This is a genomic window from Flexithrix dorotheae DSM 6795 (genome assembly GCF_000379765.1).
GTDB classification, from domain to species: Bacteria; Bacteroidota; Bacteroidia; order Cytophagales; family Flammeovirgaceae; genus Flexithrix; species Flexithrix dorotheae.
The window spans coordinates 97,982-116,592 of sequence record NZ_KB903432.1 but is presented as its reverse complement, the minus strand read 5'-3'; the positions used below and the strand labels follow the sequence as shown (position 1 = coordinate 116,592).

Genomic DNA, 18,611 nt, shown 5'->3' with positions numbered 1-18,611 from the left:
AAATTCAATATTATTCTTCTGGTTGTTTAGGATCAATAGGCTTTTCAAGTTTCAATTTTTCTGGTAACTGTCCTGTATTTGCCTTCAATATTTCCCGGACATCTCTATGGTTAATTTTATTCAATTCTTTGGCTGTTTCCAGGTCGGCTATTCCTGCCGATTTTAAGCCTTCATTGGTCATTTCTGTGGCAAAATCCCTTCCCTTTATCAACACAAGTGGTAGTTCATTGTCGGGCATGGGTTCACCATTAAAGAATATTTTCCGACCTGCATAATCTATTTCGATATAATCATTTTCCTTCCCTCCTATCTCCAACACATGATCTTTTAACCGACTTTTAGTCGTTTCCAGTTTCATAAAACCTTCCAGTCGCTTATTGTCCCTTATGGCCAATAAGGTTTCCTCGCATTTGATAAAGTACGCTCTTGCCTGATCACCTTTGGGAGTTTTGGCCATCATGGCCAGTTTTTTTCCCGTGTTAATCGTCAGGTAATAATCCTTCCTTTGCCGCCCTCCGGTACTTTGTCCCAAAAATGGGAAAAAGTCTTTATCTTCCTCAAAATCGGTAAGTAGGTTTCGGGAAATCCACATGGAAAACTTGGTTTTAATCTCCAAAAATTCATACAGATCATAAGCCGTAATAACATTGCCCTGATAGATTTTGATGAGTTCCATAGTTATGTGGAGGAAAAAGGTTAATAAAAATCACTTAAATTAAAAGTTAAAATTAATGGAAATACTCGAAAATGCGGGAACAATTAACTATAAAAATCATTTTTCACAATGTTATTTTACAGTCCTGAGACAAAAAATTTTTAAATTGTCTTTAAAGGTGAGATTGTAAAACCTTTGGAAAATGAGATGAAAATTCAAGATATCCATTAAATGCACCAGGAAAAAATTATGGTACACTTAATGGATGAAAACATGAAGAGGCTTGTTCTACAAATGGATAGCAATACCTGTACTTATCGAAATATAGCCCTGAGGTTCACTCAATTCACCTGCCTGAAAACCATGATAGTATTTAGCTGCTAACTTAAAAGAAGTGCTGTAGGATATTTCGTACAAAAATCCTACCTCTGGCTTCAAGGCAAAGTGCCAGGGGTTTTCTTCAATTCTCCAGGTCCCCATATCTGTAGTCCTTTCTGAATACAGGGTTCCGATTCCCAGACCACCATAGGGTTTGAATGGCTGATCTACAGAAAAAAAGTAGTCCGCAGCAATTAACAATGGAATCTCATTCTGGGTTCTGTACTGAATTCCGGATAAAGTTTCAGTTCCCGCTGTATAAGAGTCATAATCCTTTTTTTCATATAAAACATTCCAGCCAGCATCAACTCCTACAAGAAGATTGTCTTTAACGGCTTTTCGATATTCTAATAATCCCCCACGGAAACTAGGCTTTGATATAAAATCACCAAGATCTCCTGTTCCAAAGCTAACTGCATATTGAATTGAGAAATAATCAGCTTGCTGGCAATAGGCATTTTGAAAAGAGGCCGTTATCACTAATACTGCTATTGCAATAAATTTTTTCATTTTTTATATCCTTTTTTAAATGAATAACTTAATTAACTTGTAGGTAAGGGGATTGCTCAAATGCCTGATCAATGGCTTTTGTCACACGGGTAGTGTTATATGCACCTGAAACAACGCCATTTCCAAGACCAGTCCACACCTGATGAGGTTCTACATATTCATCACCATCAGCTACCATTGTCATAACCAGCGTACCAGTGGTAACCGAAGACACTACAGGAGGATAATACCAACCCCAGCCACAATAATAGGGGTAATACCAGCACCAGTAATTGTACCAATAATAATATGAGGTATTTGTCCACACGGCAGGAAATAAGGCTACATCAGCGTTGACAGGATCTTCCACTTTCGTCCAGCCTAAAGCAGACATATTACTTTCCATCTGTTGGAGCATTTGAGTAGCAAAAGGTTCCTTCACAAACTCTGGCAATTGGCCATCACCCAGCTCTCCTTCAATTTTTACAATTCTATCGGGAATTGAATAAGTCCCTTTGTTAGAAAAATTAAATTCATCATCATAGTTTGTGTAAACCAAATCCAGATCTTCATAGTATTCTGCTCCCTCTGGCTGACAGGAAAACAAGAAAAGGAGAATACTTAAAAAAGATACAATTTTCATCTTTAAAGTTTTCATAGTTTGAATTGAAAAATAGTTAAATTATACCATATTAAATCACTTATTTCATTCCGGGATTTTTAGTTTATCCGAAATGAAATTTAATTTTATTGCAAACTTATATTGATTTGACAATTTTCCAATTGTTTGTCCAAAGCCATAAAAAATAAATGTTGGAATAATAATCATATCGAAAAACTTCCCTTTAACACACATCTAAAAAAGCTAAAAAAAGCAACCCAACAGACAATCTATGATTTTCCCATCTTAAATCAATTCCAGAAACATTTTGGAAAATAATTTTTTTATTGATAAATCGCAGGTAATATCAATGTGAATAAAATCAATTCAAAGAGCATCAATAACTGACATTAAAGCAGTTAAACTGATTTTTTATCGAATACAAATATTTGAATAATACTGAACAATTGCACTCAAAAGACTGCCTGAAACTAATGCTTTGAATATTTGTATTTACAATTTAATTGTCGCAACTTCAGGGCGTCTATGACCCTTTTTACCAATTTTAAATTTAATATGAACTTTGAGTAAGCTTACTAATTAACCAAAGAATTATCCACTAAAATTAAGCTAACTTTAAATAAAACCACTATAATGAAATACTTTTTTCTATCTGCCTCAATACTATTATTATTATTGTCAGGGTGTAAAGAAGAAACCAAGGAAGAACAAATCATTCGACCGGTAAGAACCCAAACGATTACCTCTGTAGAACAACTTTCGGATGCAAAATTTCCGGGTGTTTCTCAGGAAGTACAAACTGTTGAAATGGCCTTTAGAGTTTCCGGCCCACTGGTAAAACTGAATGTTGTTCAGGGCCAAAGGGTAAAAAAAGGTCAGTTAATCGCTGAAATTGATTCCCGGGATTTTCGGGTCGATCTTTCCGCAAAAGAAGGAAGATACATTCAGGCTAAATCTGAAAAAGAACGGTTTGAAACCCTACTAGCCCGAAATGCCGTTTCGCAAAATGAATACGACCAAAAACTTGCCGCATTTCTGGAAGCCAGATCAGCCTTTGAAGCCGCACAAAATGCCATGGCTGATACTCGTTTGATTGCCCCTTTTGATGCATTTGTTGATCAAAAACTGGTGGAGAATAACGAAAGAGTTTCCATTGGTCAAACCATAGTTACACTGCTCGATTTATCTGCTTTAGAAGTGAAATTTTCTGTTCCGGATATGCTGGCAGCCAGTTATCGGAATTACGATTATTTCCTGGTCACCTTCGATGTTTATCCAGACAAGCAATTTGAAGCTGATATGAAAGAAGTTGAAAAGAAATCGGTAGGAAGTGCAGGTATCCCGGTAACTATTGTACTTAGGCATAAGAATTCAAATGACAATCAGTATAAAATTGCTCCTGGTATGAGCTGTAATGTTCAGGTTGTACTAAAAAAATCCGAACAGGAACAGGCTTCAGGAGATAATAATTTTGTTTTGCCTTTAACTTCGGTTTTTGAGGAAGGGGAAAATGAAGATAAATATGTATGGGTAGTAGAACCTGATTCGCTTGTTGTTCAAAAAAGGTCGGTTAAGTTAGGACCTTTGGCTGATCAGGATATGATTGTGATTTTATCCGGAGTTTCTCAGGGAGAAACAGTGGTGACAGCCGGTGGGAATTTACTCACCGAAAATCAAAAGGTAAAATTACTTTCAACCATACAAAATTAATTGGCTATGAACATTGCGAAGTATTCACTGGATAACAAATATGTTATCCACATGATTATGATATTTGTTTTTGTACTCGGAATTGTAGGGTATAATACACTTGGAAAAAAAGAAGATGCCCCTTTTGTAATTAAAATTGCGGTGCTCACCACACAATATCCGGGTGCCACTCCGGAAGAAGTGGAAGAATTAATCACCGAGGTAATTGAACGGGAAGTACAGGGTGCAAGAGGAGTAGAATTCCTGAGATCTGAATCCTATTACGGGATGTCAAAAATATTCGTCAACATGTACGAATATTATAAAAATGATGACATGCCCCAACTTTGGGACGAATTAAGAAGAAAAGTAAAATCGGCTGAGGCCAAACTTCCCCCCGGAGCCTCACGTGTGGATATCAATGATGATTTTGGAGATGTTTTCGGCCTTTATTTCGCTGTGGTAGCTGAAGATGGGTATACCTATAGCGAACTTAGGGATTATGCCAACTTCATCAAGAAAATGCTTGTGCCGATTACAGGAGTATCTAAAGTTTCTCTTTTTGGTGAACAGCGGGAAGTGGTCAATATCATGATATCTCAGGAACGTTTGTCCAACCTGGGAATATCCCCAAATTTAATCTCCCAGGCCCTTCAATCCCAAAATGTTCTCATTAATACGGGAGACCTTCGTGCAGGGGATTTACAATTGAAAATCAAGGCAGAAGGGGATTTTAGAAATGTAGAGGATATCGGGAACGTGATCATAAACGGACCTAATAATAAACAGTTTCGGCTGGGAGATATTTCCACTATCACCAAAGGTTATCTTGATCCTCCAATCACCAAAATGCGATTTAATGGAAAGCCTGCCATTGGGATGGGTATATCTACCCCAATTGATGCCAATGTGGTAGCAGTTGGAAAATTGGTACAGGAGCAGTTGCGCATTGTACAAGGGCAAATTCCAATAGGTATTGAAATAGAAGGTATTTACTTCGAAGATCAGATTGCAGATGAAGCGAATGCTAATTTCATTCTAAATCTTATCATTTCTATTGTGATAGTGGTGGCTCTACTCATGTTGACTATGGGAGTAAGGGCTGGTATTCTGATTGGTACGAGTCTTTTATTTGCCATCCTTGGTACTTTAATGGTAATGATCTTTATCAATGAAAGCCTTCACAGGACATCATTAGCTGCCTTTATCATTGCCATGGGAATTCTGGTGGACAATGCCATTGTTGTTACTGACAATGCCATGGTAGCCATGAAAAAAGGGGTGCCAATAAAGAAAGCTCTCATAGATGGAGCAACCATTCCTCAATGGGGATTATTGGGGGCTACTATCATAGCCATTTCTTCCTTTTTGCCACTATACCTTGCAGGATCAAACGCTGCTGAAGTGATCAAACCTCTCTTTATAGTTTTGGCTATATCCTTATTTCTGAGTTGGATATTCGCCCTTTCCCAAACAACAGTATATGGTGAGTTTCTTTTAAAAGTCAAGCCGGAACAGGGAAAAGATCCTTATGACAATAAATTTTACAATTGGTTTGACAAATTCCTTGGAACAATCCTGGCTAAACCATTTATGACAATAGCCATAATTGTAGGGATATTTATCCTGTCTTTAGCTGCATTTAACCAGACCAAAAGAAGCTTTTTCCCGGCTATTAATAAGCCTTATTTCAAAGTGGATTATTGGTTGCAAACGGGAACTTCTATTTATAAAACAGAGGCTGATATTAAAATTATTGAAGATTATTTGCTTTCCCGTGATGATGTAAAGCAGGTTTCTGTCACATTGGGTGCTTCTCCTTTAAGATATTACCTGGCCTCTACCAGCTTCGGACCTCTACCTAATTTTGCCAATATTCTGGTAGAAACCAAAAAACCAGAGGATTCCGGATTGGTACAGACTGAACTTGGAGAGTTTATAAAAGAAAATTTACCAGGTGCTTTGCCTGTGCTCCAAAACTTTAAGGTTTCGCCTCTTCCGGATGCAGAGATTGAAGTGATGTTTAAAGGTCCAGATGCCAATGTACTAAGAGGTCTGGCAAAACAAGCTAAGGAAATTATGCGAAAAGAACCCCTTGCGCATAACGTGCGGGATAGCTGGGGGGAAAAAATTCCTGTATGGGAACCCATTTATTCCCAAAACAGAGGACAGTTATTGGGAGTAACCAAGGAAAGTATGGCCTTTTCTATGCGAACCATTACTAATGGGGTACCTGTAGGTGATTACCGAGAGAAAGATAAAAGCATCACCATTTTGATGAAAGATGAAAATTTTGGCCATATCAATCTTGCCAACATGGGCAACATTCCGGTATTTTCAAATTCAGGAAGTGCCGTTTTACTGAATCAGGTGACTGAGCGTCAGGATTTTGACTGGAAAAATTTTGTGATCAAAAGGTTTGACAGACAACGTGGACTTTCCGCTCAGTGTGATCCATTACCTGGGATTGAGTCTCCGGAGTTAGAAGCAAAGCTTTTCCCTTTGATGGAGCAAATTGAACTTCCGGATGGTTATTCCATGATGTATGACGGAATGTACCGTATGCAGGCAAGAACCCAGGGGGCTATAGCTGAGAAACTGCCTATCATGGTATTCATTATTTTGATGATCCTTACCGTACTTTTCAACAGTTTTAAAAAACCAATTCTAATCATGCTGACAGTTCCCTTTATCATGATTGGAATTACCGGGGCATTGCTCATCACAGGAACACCATTTGGATTCTTTGCCATTCTGGGTGTTTTAGGACTGATTGGTATGGTAATCAAAAATGCCATTGTACTTATAGACCAGGTTAACCTGGAGCTGGCTGAAGGGAATTCTCAATATGATTCGATAAAAACAGCAACAAGATCTCGTGTAATGCCTGTGTCAATGGCTGCAGGAACTACAATACTTGGAATGATGCCTCTTTTACCTGATCCTATGTTTGGTGGTATGGCTGCATCAATTATGGGAGGTCTGTTTGCAGCTACCCTATTGACAATCATTGTGGTACCCGCATTGTATGTGGTATTCTATAAGGTGAAACCTCCAAAAAAATAATTATTTATAATTTAAAGATATAATTGTTTCATTATGAAATTTCAAATCGTTCTTACGACCTTAATTTTCATTATTGGCATAGAAGTAAATGGACAAGAAACCCTTACACTGGATGTATGCAGAAAACTTGCCGTTGAAAATAATGCTAAAATTAAAATAGCTGACAACCAACTTAAAAGGTCAGAGGAAAATGTTAAATCCAAAACCAGTGACTTATATCCTTCCATTTCTGCTGATGCCGGATATAAGTACCTGGCCGACCCAATGACTATTAACCTGGATGGACAAAGCTTTAGTGGTACTTCTCATATTTATGATGTAGGAGTGAAAATATCTCAGAATATTTACTCTGGAGGTAGGGTTCAGTTAAATACTGAGAATGCCAAACAGGAAAAAAACATAGCTGGAAGTAATTTAGCTCTGACTACGGATGAATTACTTTACCAAACAGAATTGAAATTCTGGAAATCTGTGTGGTCAAAGGAAGCTTTCAATATTGCCACTCAGTATAAAACACTATTGGATGAACTTGTAAAAGTAGTTGGGGATAAGGTTGAAACCGGGCTGGTTTCCAGAAATGATCTGCTTATGACAGAAGTAAAGCAAAATGAAGCCATGCTGCTAATTCATAAAAGCAGGACTATGCATGAAATTAGCCTGATGGAATTAAATAGAATTGTTGGAAATGAAATTAACCAGGATATCACTGTAGAAAGCGATCAGATTTATGGAGATTTTTCATTACCCACAATAGAAGGTATTGATAATGTGTTGGCGGAACGTCCGGAAGTATCCATCCAAAAGGATATGAGTAATATTTACAGCAACAATATAAAGCTGGCAAAATCTACCTATACACCGCAAATATTATTGAACTTCAGGCCTATTTGGGGTGCGCCAAATACCGATTTACTTGATCCTGACCCCATATTTAACGCTGCTGCCTATGTGACTATTTCCGTGCCTTTAGTGGAATGGGGTAAAAAACGACATGACGTGGGTATGCAGCAAATCAATTATGAGTCCTCCCTTTTGGAAATGGAAGATTTGCAAGATCAAATTTCTCTTGAAGTTTCTTCAGCCTTTTTCCAACTTGAGGAATCCATAGCAGGAATTAATTTAACTGAGTCTTCTTTAGAAAAAGCAAATGAAAATTATGAATTAATCAGAGACAGATATCAGGAAGGTCTTACGCCCATTATTGAATTATTAGATGCTCAATTTAACTGGCTGCAGGCATATAATTCAGTTTTAGAGTCTAGATGGCATTACTTTTCCTCATTGGCAGAATACAACCGTGTTACAGGAAAAATTTAATGTTGATTTAAAAAATAATTCCTTGGCTTTATAAGTCATTTAAAAACTACATTATACCTGGTACAGCTTGCGAAGCGTCTGTACTTTAGAAATAGATGAAGTTTGTTTGATAACAGAACAAACTGAAAATCAAAATCTATCATCGGAATTTCCAGGTGTAATGTAGTTTATTTTTTAGCCTGATCATAAATATAATGAGTTACCTGGTTTATGGTTTTTCAGGCTAATGGAATTAGTGATAGGGCTTATCTCCTCCCCTGTTAAATCCTTCTCTTTAAACCTTTTATACAAATTATCCTCCCAGATTTTTCAAATAATCATTCGTTCCTTAACAAAGTAGTACCAACCCTTTTTTTTCTCATTTTTTATATATTTATTGAGAAATCCTTTTTAAGGATTATTTGAAAGGCATTCAGAGGAATTTTTAAAGTTTCGACTGTATAAATGTGACGGATACCATAATTAAGCGTATTCCAATTTTGCGATAAAATGCCTAAGCATTTTTAAAAAGATAAAAACTGAAATTATATAAAAAAGGAGATGGGTGAAAGCATTCGAAAAATAAGCGAGAATTCCTTCCAATTACTGAATTCGTACTTCATTCCTGTTTTTGAACAGCGACTTGATGAACAAATCTCCTTTATCAAAAAGTGTTGCCAAATTTTCCAAAATCGTGAAAGGAATATTTCCAGGCACATTAAAGAAAAAGCGCTGATTGAAATAGTGAATGAACTCATTCAGCTTCAGGATGATTTTTCAGCCCATATTGATGGCTGTTATGGTCAATTGGAAAAAAATGATTTTGATGAAAATTTTAAGGAATTCATCAATCAGTTCGAAGGATATACCAATTCGTATATTATAAAAGATATTACCCTTTTACAGGGAAAGGAAAGATTTTATCCTCAAAAAGAAGATTCCTTTCTCCTTAAAGGGGCAAAAAGGATAAAAAAAACCAGGTATTATTTCTCTAAATTCCCTGGAAAAGTTTCGAATAGCTTTCGGAAACTATTTAAAAGAAAAACAAAACCTCCCAAACGCTGGCGACATCAGGTTCCGATGAGAAATATCGCATATTATTATTTCTATGGTGCAATGATGACTGAGCTTAAGGTACTCATCAAGGATATTTATTTGAGTATTAACAGTACCAATTTGTCTGTTTGGGAGAGTTTGTCAGGTCTAAACAAAAGTTTTATCGACCTCTCCATCGCCAATAATTTTGATGAATGGGATCCTGTTGATTTAAATGCTTTGGCCGAAAAATTTAACCTACTATCCGGGAAATTAGAAGATCAGAAAAAAGATCTTCCCAAATACCTGAGTAGTGCTTTTGAGAAAATAGAACAAAAATATTTTTCGGCAATTGATCGGGTTGGTACCCTTGAATTATCAAAACGGAAATTTTCAGACAGGGCCATTAACAGGCTGAAAAACTCACTAAAAAAAGAATACAATAGTGAACTGGAAGGATGGAATAATACTCTTTTTACTCTTTATGAAGACTGGCGGCTAGACCTGGACCTTTATCATCTTGTGTTTAATGTGGTAGATACTTATTATGAACAAAAGGGTATCTATAATAAAAAAGTAAATGACAATGTAATTCCTCAATTAGAGCAAATTGAAACCTTTTTCAATGATTTAATTGCAAAAGTCCAAAATTTTAAAGGCAAAGGAGTCAAAACTTTTAACCAATTATTAACTCAGGAAAAATCGCTTATTGAGCAGGAACTGACCAATAAAAACCTTCCTGCTGCTACCCGGGCTTTACTGGAGCAGGATTTTCCCAAAATGGTAGGGCAGATTGAATTGGAGATTGAAAACCAGGTGCAGGGCATGAAAAAAAATCGTACCCTTACAAGTCTGGCAAAATATGACAAAAGTATCTCTGATAAAGAATTTTCCAAGATTTCTCCGCACGAATTAATCAACTTTGAAAGTTTGCCTTCCTTACTTAAAGTCAGTAAAAAAGTAAAGGCAAGATTATTACAGACGGTAAATAAACTGATACAGGAAATTGGAGAACTGGATAGCATAGCCGACTACAACCTGGCCACTGCCATTGAAAATTCTACCACTCCCGATTACCAGCTGGCAAAAGGAAAAGAAATTGCCGAAGATGGATTGAAAAGGGCATTGGCAAGAACGGAAGATATTAAAGAGGACCTTATTCAATCTGAAGAAATTTTTGCTCAGGAATTAGGCGAAGGGCTTCTGGGTTTTGTGAACAAAATCATTTCCTTTACCAATACAGAGAATATTTTCAAGCTCAAAATAGTCATTACCAAAGCCAAAGCGATCAACAAAGCTAAAGCGGTCAGGAAAGAGACTATTGCTTACATCAAAAACCTGATTCCACAAATTATCAAATCTTCCCGGGAAGGGCTGGAATATTTGAGCGAACGGTATGAATGGTTTAAGGAATTAATCGGGCTGTCAAAAGGAGCCTCTAAAATCAGTACCGAAATATCCGATTACCTTGCGGCTACGGAAGAGGCTACTGCCAGACTTCCATACGTTTACCAACGTCTTTTTAAAAGTGACTCCATTACCGATAGTATTCTGGTAGATACCCGAGAAGAAGAAACTGCAGCGCTAAAACTGGCTTTTGACAATTGGCAGCTGTACAGATACGTGCCCAGTGTAGTCATCGGTGAAAAAGGAAGCGGGAACACTACTGTTGTCAATTCATTTTTAAAAAAATACAATGAAAAATTTTCGGTAAAAGCATTAACAGTTTCCAGACAAATAACCAACAAAGAGGAATTTCTTCAGTTTTTTCAGGAGGCTTTTCCCGATGGAAATTTCACAAACCTGGAAGATTTAATTGCTTACCTGAATGATTATAATGAAAAAATGATCATTCGGATGGAAGACATTCAAAATCTGTTCTTAAGGATGGTAGGAGGTTTTATCGGGATAAAATATTTTGTGGAATTGATGTCAAAAACCAACAAAAAGCATTTTTGGATTTGTACCTGTACGGTTTACGCCTGGAATTATCTGGATAAAGCTTTAGACATCAGTGATTATTTCGGTTATACCATCAGGCTCAAAGAACTGACTTCACAAAAAATTGCGGACATCATTCTGAAAAGACATAAAATGAGTGGGTATAATATCTTTTATAAACCAGATCCATTAGTTATTTCCGGAAAGAAATTAGCCAAAATGGATCAGGAAGAAAGTCAGGCTTATTTAAAGGAAGATTATTTTTCATTCCTGAATAAGTTTACAGGAAGTAATATCAGCCTGGCCCTAATTTTCTGGATGAGATCAACAGAGGAAATCCTGGAAGATACCATTAATATTTCTACTTTAAGGAATCTTGATTTTAGCTTTTTGAATGCCCTTTCCACCAAGAAAATATTTTTGTTGCATGCATTATTGATTCACGATGGGCTTACACAGGAGAACTATGCGCGAATACTTAATCAGGGGAAGGAAACTGTGCGGCAGGAATTCACCCTGCTTTTTGATGATGGTTTGATTATTTATAAAAATGACCATTATTTTATCAATCCACTGCTATACAGCCAGATAGTTATCTTGCTAAAAGCCAAAAACCTTATTTATTAAGCGGAGATTAAAATGTTGAAGAAAAATTTAAAGATATATTGTTTTTTACTGCTTTCCTTTGGGCTGGTCTACCAGGTTTTTTCCCAAAATCCTGCAGATTCTGTTCAGGAAAAAATCAGTAAAAACGACAGCCTTTCCGTAATTATTTCTAAGCTCGATACTTTACAAAGGGAGGCCAATGAAAGCAGGGCGGATAAGGAAAAGCTGCGGGAAAAAATTCTGGAGCCACCCAAAATTGAAAACATTTTTTCCTTCAATAAGATATTTTGGACAATTGTTTTCCTTCTAATTACTTTCTTTGTCATTAGAATGATCCGGAAGGCACTGGAGGCCTGGGCAGAGAGAAGCGCCTTACACAGGGTTACGATAAAAAGTACTATTCCTATCGTCAGGTTGGTCTCCTGGATAATTTTCACAATTATAATAGTAGAAGGCATATTTCAGCCTCCACTCGCCACATTAATTGCTTTTTCAGCTTCCATTGGAGTAGCTGTGGGTTTTGCCTCACAGGATATTCTAAAAAATATCTTTGGTGGAGTTGTTATTCTCATTGACCGGCCATTTTTGGTAGGGGATAAAATTGAAGTAGGAAGTTATTACGGAGAAGTAATTGGAATAGGACTGCGATCCACCAGAATCGTAACTGCTGATGATTCTATTGTCAGTATTCCCAACGGGGAACTAATGAATCAGTCCCTTTCCAACTCCAATGCGGGAGAATCCAACTGCCAGGTGGTGGCCGAACTCTATCTCCCCATTACGGTAGATACCGAAAAAGTAAGAAGTATAGCTACCGAGGCCGCCAAAGTTTCCCGGTTTATTTTTCTGGATAAGCCTATAGCGGTTCTTTTTTTTAATGAAGTAAAAGAAAGAAGATCGTACCTGAAAATGAGGCTGAAAGCCTATGTGATGGATATTCGCTACGAATTTGCCTTCAAAAGTGACATGACCGAAATTGTGATGCGGGAATTAATCAGCCAGGGAATTATTGATCCTAAGGAGGTGAATTAAATTCCCCCCTTAGGTATTTTTACCATTTATTTCCCATAAAGCGAATTCAATTTTTCCAACAGACTTTCATACATTTCGGCTCTTCTGGAATGTAAAGTACTTTTATTGTAAGCATACATTTCCTTCAGGTTTCCCCAGGTTTTGCAGGGATCTGCATAATCCCATTCTATTTCCCCATTATCATCGGTAAAATAATTGGGCCGGGAATGGGGAAATGGCTTTTTAAATTTGCCGGCCCAGCTACTTTCTTCCGGAAGATCGGGATTGTGATTTGGGTCGATTAAATATAACACCGTAGGGGTGTCACCCACACGGAAATAATGTGCCCAGGAATGATTTTTTGTCACAGTTTTAATATGCTTACCCATTTTCCCATAAGCCTGAAGTTGTTCAAACATTTGTTCCGGTTCTTCGCCCATAAACATGCCATTATAGGTCCAGTTACTTTCCAGCCACCACATTTGTTGAAATCTTGGATCCTTATAAATCTCATCTCTACCCTTTCCATTCCAATTCGAAACTGTACAATCTTTTCCGGGAACTTCGTCTTTTGGTCCGTATTTTAAGCCTGTGCCAATTGATAGTACCCTGATTTTTGAGGAGATTTCGGGATAAGTGAAAAGTGCTTTTTTTAGGGTAATCATTTGTCCCCAAACCAATACATACAATGGCGATTCCGAATTTTCAGCTTCATTTTTCAGTCTTTCAATGGCATCATTTTCATCCTTCGCGATTAATTTTTCTACCTGCTCCGGTTCAGGATAACCCTTTTTCTTAAAACCATAGCTCACAAAATCCTTTGCATAAATTTCTATAGTTTCCTGGCAGGCTTCCTGACTTTTCCCATTCCAGTAATCGGGAACAACTCCCCTTATATTCAATTCATTAGCATACCACAAAACATGAATCAAAGATTGCCTGTCATCAGGATCACCACCCACCAGATTAATATCAGTGAGGATGAATACACTTGGCTTTTGGGCATTACAAATTATGGAAACCAGGAAAATCAGCGTAAAAATGAATATCTTTTTAATCATTGGTATTGATTTTATTTAGGCATTACATTTACAATCACCCGCTTATATCTTGACAAAACGGGGGTTCCTTTATCCGAAACTTTTAGAATAAAATGGATCGTTTCTTTTTGCTTAACCTCCGGGGCCGTTACATAAACACCATGTACATTTTCAGCTGAAATTTCGATTCTTTTTGGATAAGAACCGGCTTCCGGATAACTAAACCACAAAAAACTCAAATTATCTCCGTCCGGATCAGTAGAATCAAAAGCATCCAAATCAAAACCTTCTCCTGATTTTACAGTAATTTCCTCAGGATGCATTAAAACCGGAACTGGTGGATGATTGGCCTCTTCATAAGCTTTTGTACACCAGTCCATTCGGGCGGCAAAATCATTTTGAAAATCATCTCTCCATCGCCATAATGATACTTTGTTATTTTCGAAGCTAACCGTATCTTTTCCAACTGTCCGTCCATAGGATTTCGGAACATAAGGGGTATAATGATCAACTGCATTAGTCCAGATGGCCCTAGTTTCAGACTCAAACGGCACCCCTGATCTTCCTTTTTTTTGTTTCGAAAAATCTGGTTTATAGTGTTCGTAGCGGCCACCCCAACCTCCCCATTCAGGGTGTTCCGATGCATTCAGCCCATTGGGTATCAAAGATAAAAAAGCCGGAGTATCTCCTTCTACCCCCCAGGCCACATCGGGATAAACCGCTCCCAATGGACCATGGTCTTGTTGAATATGCTGGGCGATCCACTCATTGCTGATTGATTCATTATCTATGCCCTTCACATAACTATTTATGCCATTCCAGGTGGCACTTCCATAATCATCTCCGGGACTTACGATATAAAATAAATCAGGAAAATTATTTCTAATCCAAATTCCACTATCATCCTGATCAGAAATGGTATAAACCCGGAGTTTTGCCATCAATTTTTTGGCCTCTGCCTTTGATTTTGTTTTCTTAATTTTATCCAGTGTTTGTGCCAATGTATTTACGCCTCCCCAAACTGAAATCCAAAGTGGACGATCATCCTGTTCTTCCAGTTCTTTTAAAATCCAGTCGGAACCTTCTGAATCTTTTCCATCTCCTACACCTAGCATCCCGTATTCCGGCAGGCCGTCCTTTACTAATCCTAATAAAGTTTCCTCTTCCGGAAAACCAGGTGCATGCTTCAATAAATTCGGCTGCACTTTTCCATAGGCACGAATAACCTTTCGAATAGATTCCGGATCTATCCTGTTTTTATGCCAGCAGGAAGTGGTAGCTACTATTCCTTTTATATCAATTTCATTGGCATATAAAAGTAGCCGCACTAGAGACTGAGTATCGTCAGGATCCGCTTCAATATCTGTTAAAATAATTACCCTGTTTTTCTCAATGGATTGAGCAAATAAATTTTCCGGATTAAAATTCAATGAAATTAGTAGTAGAACTAATAAAAACTGGCCAGTATATTTTTTCATTTGGACTTAAATTTAAAATTAAGGCATTATCGTTACAATGATCCTTTTGTATCTGGTTAGTGAAGGATTTCCATTATCCGTAACTTCCAATATAAGGTGAGTTGTCTGAGGTGTTTCAATCTTCACATAATCGGGGACAATCATTTTCAACTTTGAAGTTTGTGTTCCCTCAAACTTTAATGGTCTCCAGTTTACATTGTGGTAATTTCCCGGCTCCGGGTAATGAATCCAATTATAAGTTAATTGATCACCATCAGGATCAGTACTTACGGATGCATCAAAGGAAATGGAGGATCCGGTATTTACTTTATAGCTTTCCTTTTCTTCAATTTGAGGGACCGGTGGATGATTTGCTTCCTTAACATCGGAAATGGTCCAGTCGATTCTGGCGGCAAAATCATGTTGATAAGCTTCCCGCCATCTCCAAATAGAGGCGTGGTTATCGATATAAACCCTGCCATCAATTCCCACTACTTCATCCATGGCGTCCGTCCAGATTGGGCGTGGTTCCTGTTCTTTATCTTCCAGTTGTCTGTAAGCCAAAAATCGTGGCTGATACAATTCATATCTGCCTCCCCAACCGCCAAAATTAGGTTTTTCGGCTACATTCAAACCATTATTAATTAAGGAGAAAAAACTAGGCGTATCCCCTTCCATGGCATATTCTACCTCAGGATATTCCGCTCCAAGTGGGCCGTGGTTCTCCATAATATTTTCCCTAAGCCATGGATTTTGCACCAGGGTAGTATCCGCTCCGGAGGCAAATCCGTACTGAGGTTCTCCGGAAATCCCCGACCAGGTAGCATGCCGGTAATTCTCGCCCGGGCTTACAATATAGAAAAGATTTGGGAACTCCTTTCTAATCCAAAAACCAGAATCATCCTGATCGGAAATAGTATAAACCCTGATTTTGGAAACAAATTCCTCAAGCTCTTCCTGCGTTCTGGTTTGCCTCACTTTCCACAGGGATTGCGCAAGTACATTTGCCCCACCCCAAATACTTACCCAAACAGGCCTTTCATCATTTTTATCTACTACGGAAATTAGCCAGTCAGAACCTTCAGAATCCTTCCCCTCTCCTACTCCTGCCAACCCATATTCAGGTATTCCTTTTTTTATCCGCTCTTTCAAATATTGATAAGTAGGAAAACCCTGCTCGTGCTTTTCCAGGTTATCCCTTACTTTACCATAAGCATCCACAATTTCATGAATACGCCAATCGGCAATTTTATTTCTCAAATGAGTGGAAGTAGTGGCTACCAACCCTTCTACATCGAAGTGATTGCTATACACTAAAAACCGGACAAGGGATTCCGCATCATCGGGCTCATTTTCAATATCCGTCAATACCAATACCCGATGTTTTCCAGATGTTTCAACAACCTGGCAATTGGCTATTTCAGCTCCAAAAAGAAATAGCACTGCCATAAAAAGCATTTTTTTCAATTTCATATTTCGCGTTTATTCTAATTTAAGGCTTAAATTTAGACTCGATTTTAAGCATAAACCACCTGAAATTTTACTAAAATATGCCAATTACCGAGATTATTCAGCAATTTGATAGAAACAGGCCTGAGCTAAAACCATATGGAATGGCTTGTAGCCTTTGGACTCCAAGCATCATGGATAAACCCGACAGGCATAATGAAATTGAGCTGAATTTTTTTCCGAAGGGTTCAATTACCTATCTGGTTAATGATCAGAAAATAAAAATTCCGGAAAAACGACTGATTCTATTCTGGGCACTTGTTCCCCATCAGATCATAGATTTTGAAGAAAATACCCATTATTTTGTTTGTACCATTCCGCTCAGACAATTTATGGAATGGAATTTCCCGGAATCTTTTGTGGATAAACTCATCAAAGGTGAAATCCAAATTCCAAATTCAGATGCCGGTTGGGAATATGATCATTACATTTTTCAAAACTGGGTGAATGATTTTAAAAGTAGTGACCATCAACGAAAAGAAATTGCCACACTGGAAATTCAGGGAAGATTAAAACGATTTGCACTGGACTCCGGAGGTTTTGAAAAACCACACTCCCAACTTAAAAGTATTAACCAGGCTGCTATTTCCTCAGTGGAAAAAATGGCAATATTCATTGCTAAAAATTATGCTAACTCCATCACTACAGCTGATATTGCGGCATATATCGGTTTACATCCAGATTATGCCAATGCTATTTTTAAAAAAGCCTTTGGTACTACGCTGAATAAATATGTCATTAAGCAAAGGGTATTAAATGCACAAAGAATGCTTTCTGTGACCAGAGAAAAAATTACCTCTATCGCTTTCGAATCGGGTTTCAATTCTATCGGAAGATTTAATGCTGCTTTTAAACTGATATGCAATTGTACGCCAAGAGAATATAGGAAAAAGTATCAGGAGTAATTGTTATTCAAATTTAAAAATTAGCAATATTGGTCATCAATCCTTAATTTCAATTGCCACATATTTGGAAAAAAACCATAGCAATATGTACTTCATCACACAATTAGGATTCATTTTTCTGACTATTGCCTGCATTTCCATTGTCCTTTGGGGATTGAATAAAGTTTTAATTCGCGATCGAACTGAAAGCAATAAGCGAAAAACTATTCTTTTCAGGACTGCAGCTATAATCATTGGGTGGGCTGCAATTTCCGGAACTTTAGCCTGGCTGGGATTTTTCTCAGATTTCGAATCTATGCCACCAAAGCTGTTTATCAATCTTTTTGTTCCTCTGGCAATTATTCTAGCTTTAGTATTCTCTAAAAAATTTTCACAATTCCTTCAAACAGTTCCTCCAGCCTGGCTCCTGTATATTCAGAGCTTCCGGGTTTTTGTGGAAATTCTGCTTTGGATGTTATTTATAGACAATCTATTCCCCATTCATTTGACTTTTGAGGGCAGAAATTGGGATGTAATTGCAGGAATTACCGGGCCCATATTCGCATACATTTGTTTTGGAAATGGACGAATGAATATTAACCTGGCCATTATTTATAATTTTTTGGGACTAGCACTTTTATTTAATATTGTGGCTATGGCCATCTTGTCTATGCCTTTGCCTTTCCGCTATTTTATGAATGAACCTTCCAATGTGATTGTAGCCACTTTTCCCATCATCTGGCTGCCAGGGTTATTGGTTCCGCTCGCTTATTCCATGCATTTTTTCTCCCTCAAACAATTATTTTCTATGAAAAAAGGAAAACAAAAAATTGGAGCCACAGCCTGATAAGCACCAGTGCTCCACACCGGGTGCTCCACACCAGATACTATTATTTCCGAGAAAAAGTAATCTCTCTATCAGTCTTTTATGCC

Annotated in this window: 13 protein-coding genes; 7 read left to right on the top strand and 6 right to left on the bottom strand. The window is 37.6% G+C overall.

Annotation, left to right across the window (positions count from 1 at the left end; translation table 11 throughout):
* Window positions 1–10 precede the first annotated feature (10 nt).
* The 3 genes from A3EM_RS45620 to A3EM_RS0107790 form a co-directional block, all read right to left on the bottom strand.
* A complete protein-coding gene (locus tag A3EM_RS45620) occupies window positions 11–676 on the bottom strand; it encodes an antA/AntB antirepressor family protein (RefSeq protein ID WP_020527633.1) in 666 nt (221 codons plus the stop codon).
* A 267-nt stretch (window positions 677–943) separates the two neighbouring features.
* Window positions 944–1,543, bottom strand: a complete 600-nt coding sequence (locus A3EM_RS0107795) for an outer membrane beta-barrel protein (protein ID WP_020527632.1) — start codon at window positions 1,541–1,543, stop codon at window positions 944–946.
* 28 nt (window positions 1,544–1,571) lie between these two features.
* Window positions 1,572–2,180, bottom strand: coding sequence for a DUF4136 domain-containing protein (locus A3EM_RS0107790; protein ID WP_020527631.1), 609 nt, complete (start codon window positions 2,178–2,180; stop codon window positions 1,572–1,574).
* A 597-nt stretch (window positions 2,181–2,777) separates the two neighbouring features.
* On the opposite strand from A3EM_RS0107790, the gene A3EM_RS0107780 reads away from it, so the two are divergent.
* The 5 genes from A3EM_RS0107780 (at window position 2,778) to A3EM_RS0107760 (ending at window position 12,809) form a co-directional block, all read left to right on the top strand.
* Window positions 2,778–3,854 (top strand): efflux RND transporter periplasmic adaptor subunit, encoded by a 1,077-nt coding sequence (locus tag A3EM_RS0107780; RefSeq protein WP_083925195.1) that lies wholly within the window; start codon window positions 2,778–2,780, stop codon window positions 3,852–3,854.
* A gap of 6 nt (window positions 3,855–3,860) precedes the next feature.
* Window positions 3,861–6,899: an efflux RND transporter permease subunit gene (locus A3EM_RS0107775; RefSeq protein ID WP_020527628.1), complete on the top strand. Its 3,039-nt coding sequence runs from the start codon at window positions 3,861–3,863 to the stop codon at window positions 6,897–6,899.
* Between the two features lie 33 nt (window positions 6,900–6,932).
* Window positions 6,933–8,216, top strand: a complete 1,284-nt coding sequence (locus tag A3EM_RS0107770; RefSeq protein ID WP_020527627.1) for a TolC family protein — start codon at window positions 6,933–6,935, stop codon at window positions 8,214–8,216.
* A gap of 540 nt (window positions 8,217–8,756) precedes the next feature.
* Entirely contained in the window at window positions 8,757–11,798 is a 3,042-nt protein-coding gene (locus tag A3EM_RS0107765; RefSeq protein ID WP_020527626.1) for an ATP-binding protein, read from the top strand.
* 12 nt (window positions 11,799–11,810) lie between these two features.
* Window positions 11,811–12,809, top strand: coding sequence for a mechanosensitive ion channel family protein (locus tag A3EM_RS0107760; protein ID WP_020527625.1), 999 nt, complete (start codon window positions 11,811–11,813; stop codon window positions 12,807–12,809).
* Window positions 12,810–12,835: 26 nt separating this feature from the next.
* Here the strand turns inward: A3EM_RS0107760 and A3EM_RS0107755 are convergent, their stop codons facing one another.
* The 3 genes from A3EM_RS0107755 to A3EM_RS0107745 are packed head-to-tail and all read right to left on the bottom strand — an operon-like array spanning window position 12,836 to window position 16,758.
* On the bottom strand, window positions 12,836–13,849 hold the full coding sequence (locus A3EM_RS0107755) for a nucleoside hydrolase-like domain-containing protein (RefSeq protein WP_026210164.1): 1,014 nt from the start codon (window positions 13,847–13,849) through the stop codon (window positions 12,836–12,838).
* 11 nt (window positions 13,850–13,860) lie between these two features.
* On the bottom strand, window positions 13,861–15,306 hold the full coding sequence (locus tag A3EM_RS0107750) for a DUF1593 domain-containing protein (protein WP_020527624.1): 1,446 nt from the start codon (window positions 15,304–15,306) through the stop codon (window positions 13,861–13,863).
* An 18-nt stretch (window positions 15,307–15,324) separates the two neighbouring features.
* Window positions 15,325–16,758, bottom strand: coding sequence for a nucleoside hydrolase-like domain-containing protein (locus tag A3EM_RS0107745; RefSeq protein ID WP_020527623.1), 1,434 nt, complete (start codon window positions 16,756–16,758; stop codon window positions 15,325–15,327).
* 77 nt (window positions 16,759–16,835) lie between these two features.
* Here A3EM_RS0107745 and A3EM_RS0107740 point away from each other — a divergent pair, with 77 nt between their 5' ends.
* Together A3EM_RS0107740 and A3EM_RS0107735 are read left to right on the top strand one after the other, a co-directional pair.
* A complete protein-coding gene (locus A3EM_RS0107740; RefSeq protein WP_020527622.1) occupies window positions 16,836–17,699 on the top strand; it encodes a helix-turn-helix domain-containing protein in 864 nt (287 codons plus the stop codon).
* 85 nt (window positions 17,700–17,784) lie between these two features.
* The gene (locus A3EM_RS0107735; RefSeq protein ID WP_020527621.1) at window positions 17,785–18,525 is read left to right on the top strand and encodes a hypothetical protein; all 741 of its coding nucleotides are present in this window, start codon (window positions 17,785–17,787) and stop codon (window positions 18,523–18,525) included.
* Window positions 18,526–18,611: the final 86 nt, after the last annotated feature.

Coding starts and splice junctions, on each gene's coding strand:
- A3EM_RS45620 (WP_020527633.1), bottom strand. CDS start 676: ATGGAACTCATCAAAATCTATCAGGGCAATGTTATTACGGCTTATGAT.
- A3EM_RS0107795 (WP_020527632.1), bottom strand. CDS start 1,543: ATGAAAAAATTTATTGCAATAGCAGTATTAGTGATAACGGCCTCTTTT.
- A3EM_RS0107790 (WP_020527631.1), bottom strand. CDS start 2,180: ATGAAAACTTTAAAGATGAAAATTGTATCTTTTTTAAGTATTCTCCTT.
- A3EM_RS0107780 (WP_083925195.1), top strand. CDS start 2,778: ATGAAATACTTTTTTCTATCTGCCTCAATACTATTATTATTATTGTCA.
- A3EM_RS0107775 (WP_020527628.1), top strand. CDS start 3,861: ATGAACATTGCGAAGTATTCACTGGATAACAAATATGTTATCCACATG.
- A3EM_RS0107770 (WP_020527627.1), top strand. CDS start 6,933: ATGAAATTTCAAATCGTTCTTACGACCTTAATTTTCATTATTGGCATA.
- A3EM_RS0107765 (WP_020527626.1), top strand. CDS start 8,757: ATGGGTGAAAGCATTCGAAAAATAAGCGAGAATTCCTTCCAATTACTG.
- A3EM_RS0107760 (WP_020527625.1), top strand. CDS start 11,811: ATGTTGAAGAAAAATTTAAAGATATATTGTTTTTTACTGCTTTCCTTT.
- A3EM_RS0107755 (WP_026210164.1), bottom strand. CDS start 13,849: ATGATTAAAAAGATATTCATTTTTACGCTGATTTTCCTGGTTTCCATA.
- A3EM_RS0107750 (WP_020527624.1), bottom strand. CDS start 15,306: ATGAAAAAATATACTGGCCAGTTTTTATTAGTTCTACTACTAATTTCA.
- A3EM_RS0107745 (WP_020527623.1), bottom strand. CDS start 16,758: ATGAAATTGAAAAAAATGCTTTTTATGGCAGTGCTATTTCTTTTTGGA.
- A3EM_RS0107740 (WP_020527622.1), top strand. CDS start 16,836: ATGCCAATTACCGAGATTATTCAGCAATTTGATAGAAACAGGCCTGAG.
- A3EM_RS0107735 (WP_020527621.1), top strand. CDS start 17,785: ATGTACTTCATCACACAATTAGGATTCATTTTTCTGACTATTGCCTGC.